This window comes from Brevundimonas sp., assembly GCF_023259385.1.
Taxonomy (GTDB): Bacteria; Pseudomonadota; Alphaproteobacteria; order Caulobacterales; family Caulobacteraceae; genus Brevundimonas.
The window spans coordinates 1-3,368 of record NZ_JAHFPF010000322.1 but is presented as its reverse complement, the minus strand read 5'-3'; the positions used below and the strand labels follow the sequence as shown (position 1 = coordinate 3,368).

Genomic DNA, 3,368 nt, shown 5'->3' with positions numbered 1-3,368 from the left:
AGTTCGTGGTGCAGCAGCCAGTCGTAGCCCTTGCCGTCCAGCCGGTAGCCATTGCCGTAGGCGTTGATGGTCTGGTGCTCCATGCCCAGGTGCGGGGTCTCGACCACGCCCATCTTCTCGTCGCCGAAGGGGAAGGGGCCGACGGTGGCTTCATAGAAGTCCATCATCGGCGTGAACTCGGCGAACAGGGCCTGCACCTTGGCCGGGTCGTCCGTGCGCAGGTACCAGTAGGACATCGGGATCGTGTTGCCGAAGCGGCTGCGGTAGCCGGTCGTGACCTCCTCATACGGCCCGATGTTCAGGGCGATGGCGTAGGTGTTGGGATTGGCGGCCGACCAGTTCCAGGTGGTCCAGCCGTCGCCGTGATCCTGCTTGCCCATGAAGCGGCCGTTGGAGGGGGCGGAAAGGTCCGAGGGCACGGTGATGTGCAGGTCGACCCGGCCGGGTTCGGCCAGCGGGCTGTCGATGCAGGGCCAGAAGATGTCGCAGCCCTCGGGCTGGACGGCGGTGGCGATCCACGGCTTGCCGTCGACGGTCGTGGCCCAGACGAAGCCGCCGTCCCATGGGGCGCTGGGGGCCACGCGCGGCGCGCCGGCGTAGGCGATGCGCACCGCGACCTTGCCGCCCTCGGCGAGGGGACGGGGCAGGGGGATGGTCATGCGACCTTCCGGATTGCTCCAGCCGCCCGGTCCGACCTCGGCGCCGTCGATCTGGACCGACGCGACGGTCAGCAGGGTGTCCAGCTCCAGCACCACGGCCTCCAGCGGGGCGGTGGCGGTGATCTCCAGCAGGGCGACGGCGTCGATGGCCTTGTCGTCGGGGATGACCTTGATCGACAGGTCCGCCCGGTCGATGCGCATGGCCAGCTGTTCCGGCGTGCGGGGCTGATCGGTGCCCAGGGTGAAGTCGGTGGATTCGCGGGTGATCTCCGGCGTGGCGGCGTCCTGCGCCAGGGCGGGCGCGGCGGTCAGGGCCAGAAGCGAGGCGCCCAGCAGGACGGCGCGGCGGATGGATGCGGACATGGCGTGACTCCCCGGCGAACAGGCGGGCAGACTGGCGGGGCGGCGACCGTCACGCAACCGCCAAGGTCGGGCGTCAGCCCTCCAGTCCGCGCGCCTTGCGCTGGGCGCGGGTCGCCCGCCGGGCCCAGGCCTTGTCGATCTGTTCGCGCAGCCGGTCTTCGTCGGCCGCGGCGTAGCGCACCAGCACCGCCGGCCAACCCTCATAGTGCGGGGTCTGGAAATAGGTCCCTGGCTCGGTCTCCTTGAGGAAGTCCACCGTGCCGAGGTCCAGCGCCAGGGCCAGGGCGTCCGGCTCGCGCCCTTCGTTGACGATCCAGTGGCCGCGCACCCGCACGCAACGCCCGCCGTGCAGGGTCGAATCCTCGGCCCCCGGCTGGGTCAGGGCGTAGGCGAACATCTCGTCGCGGGTCATGGGCGCAGGATGCGCCGCCTTTCGCGCAAAGCAAAAGGGCCGGTGTTTCCACCGGCCCCTTCAAACGTGATGGTCGTCGCGGATCAGGCGGCGGCGGCTTGTTCAGCCAGCTTGGCCTTGATCTGGCGCTTGATGCGCTGGGCGGCGATCGACAGCTGCTCGTCGCGAGCCTTGACGATAAAGGCGTCCAGGCCGCCCTTGTAGTCGAGGGTGCGCAGGGCGGCGTTCGAGATACGCAGCGAGAAGGTCTGGCCCAGGGCGTCCGAGCTGACCTTGACCGCCTTCAGCGACGGCAGGAACCGGCGCTTGGTCTTGATGTTCGAGTGGCTCACGCTGTGGCCGACCATCGGGCCGATACCGGTGAGTTCGCAACGACGCGACATCTGACTATCCTTCGGAGCCGTCCGCGAAGCGTGCAGACGCATGAAACAGGTGCGCGCGGGATGACATCCCGCGCGAGAGGTGGGGCGTATAGAGGAAGAGTCTGCCGGGCGTCAAGGCGTGGGGCCGTTCAGCCGCCGTTCAATTCCGGCCATATATCCCTTCTAGTCATAACGGACCAATCGCCTGAGGGGCCACGAGATGAAGACCGTCCTGACCCGAGCCGCCGCCGTCGCCGTGCCCGCGATCATCGGCGCCCTGTTCCTGGCCGCGCCCGCGACCCCGCAGGCGGCCATGGCGGCGCAGACCGGCGGCGACACCGTCCTGCCCGGCTACTGGGAGTATACGACCAGCGCGGTGGGGTCGCGCGACACCCAGCAGAAATGCGTCCGCCCCAGCGAGATCAACCGGTTCTTCGGCGGCCTGTCGACGCGCCGCTGGCGCTGCACCTATCCGGTGCGTCAGGTCGGAAACGGCAATGCGCGCTTCGAGGGCGTCTGCACCGACCACAAGAACCGCCGGGTGAACGTGCGCCTGAACGGCACCTATACGCAGGAAAGCTTCACCTTCCGCGGCGGGGCCCAGCTGGCGCGCGGCACGCCCTACCTGCCGGCCTCGATCACCGCCCGCCGTCTGGCGGCGACCTGCCCGGCCGACGCCGAATACTTCTGATCCCGGAGAAGGACCTCCCGCCGTCGATGACGGCGGGAGGTCGCCCGCGGGCCTACCAGTAGCCGCCCGGGCAGGAGCCGACGGCTTCCGCGACGACAAAGTCCGACTTCGAACCGGCCAGCGGGCCGGAGCCGACGTTGCCGTTGACGCACCGGTCGACCTGGATGCCCACCACCGTCGTCAGGGTGGCGTCGCTGTAATAGGTCTTCTGGTACATGAGCCCCGGGGGCACGGCCGAGGCCGCGCCGGCGATACCGGCGACGGCGACCGCCGCCGCGAGCGCCAGAGACTTGATGAGCTTCATAGCAGACCCTCCTTTGGTGAAGGTCCGCATTGGGGCAAACGGCGACGCGCCTGTACAACCCCAAATAAGGTGAATGGATAACGTTCGCGTGTTTGGAGAAGCTAGTGCGTGGCGGCGCCGGGCTTCAGCTTCAGGATCTGGTGCAACACGACCGCGATCACGGCGCCGACGACGATCCCGATCACCGCCGAGATCAGGGCCGTGGTCAGCCAGCCGGCGAGGGCGCCGATCGGGCCCAGCGCATGGGCGACCGTATGGGCCAGCTGCTCGACCGGCACGGCGGGCCAGTCCAGCCCCAGGGTGTGCGTTCCGTGAAGCAGGATGCCGCCGCCGACCCACAGCATGGCGGCGGTGCCGATCACGGACAGGGACGACATGACGATCGGCATCCCCTTGACCAGCCAGCGGCCGACGGTCCGGCTGAAGCGCGACGGGCGCTCGGCCATGTGCAGGCCGATGTCGTCCATCTTCACGATCAGCCCGACCGCGCCATAGACGACGACCGTCATGATCAGGCCGACGATGATCAGGACCCCCGCCTGGGTCAGGAGGGGTTCGCTCGAAACGTCGGACAGGG

5 protein-coding genes and 1 pseudogene are annotated in these 3,368 nt (G+C 68.9%); 1 reads left to right on the top strand and 5 read right to left on the bottom strand.

The window, feature by feature from the left end; genetic code table 11:
• The 3 genes and pseudogenes from Q0C81_RS17585 to rpmB form a co-directional block, all read right to left on the bottom strand.
• Positions 1-1,022: pseudogene (locus tag Q0C81_RS17585) on the bottom strand (M1 family peptidase); the annotation flags it as partial.
• Positions 1,023-1,095: 73 nt separating this feature from the next.
• A complete protein-coding gene (locus Q0C81_RS17580) occupies positions 1,096-1,434 on the bottom strand; it encodes an MmcQ/YjbR family DNA-binding protein (protein WP_291841031.1) in 339 nt (112 codons plus the stop codon).
• Between the two features lie 83 nt (positions 1,435-1,517).
• Entirely contained in the window at positions 1,518-1,817 is a 300-nt protein-coding gene (gene rpmB, locus Q0C81_RS17575; protein ID WP_291841029.1) for a 50S ribosomal protein L28, read from the bottom strand.
• A 199-nt stretch (positions 1,818-2,016) separates the two neighbouring features.
• On the opposite strand from rpmB, the gene Q0C81_RS17570 reads away from it, so the two are divergent.
• Positions 2,017-2,487, top strand: a complete 471-nt coding sequence (locus Q0C81_RS17570) for a DUF3617 family protein (protein WP_291841027.1) — start codon at positions 2,017-2,019, stop codon at positions 2,485-2,487.
• Between the two features lie 52 nt (positions 2,488-2,539).
• On the opposite strand, the gene Q0C81_RS17565 is transcribed toward Q0C81_RS17570, so the two are convergent.
• Both Q0C81_RS17565 and Q0C81_RS17560 read right to left on the bottom strand, forming a co-directional pair.
• Entirely contained in the window at positions 2,540-2,791 is a 252-nt protein-coding gene (locus Q0C81_RS17565; protein WP_291841025.1) for a hypothetical protein, read from the bottom strand.
• 101 nt (positions 2,792-2,892) lie between these two features.
• On the bottom strand, positions 2,893-3,368 hold a 476-nt coding region (locus Q0C81_RS17560; protein WP_291841023.1), incomplete at its 5' end, for a DUF808 family protein.

Coding starts and splice junctions, on each gene's coding strand:
- Q0C81_RS17565 (WP_291841025.1), bottom strand. CDS start 2,791: ATGAAGCTCATCAAGTCTCTGGCGCTCGCGGCGGCGGTCGCCGTCGCC.
- Q0C81_RS17570 (WP_291841027.1), top strand. CDS start 2,017: ATGAAGACCGTCCTGACCCGAGCCGCCGCCGTCGCCGTGCCCGCGATC.
- Q0C81_RS17580 (WP_291841031.1), bottom strand. CDS start 1,434: ATGACCCGCGACGAGATGTTCGCCTACGCCCTGACCCAGCCGGGGGCC.
- rpmB (WP_291841029.1), bottom strand. CDS start 1,817: ATGTCGCGTCGTTGCGAACTCACCGGTATCGGCCCGATGGTCGGCCAC.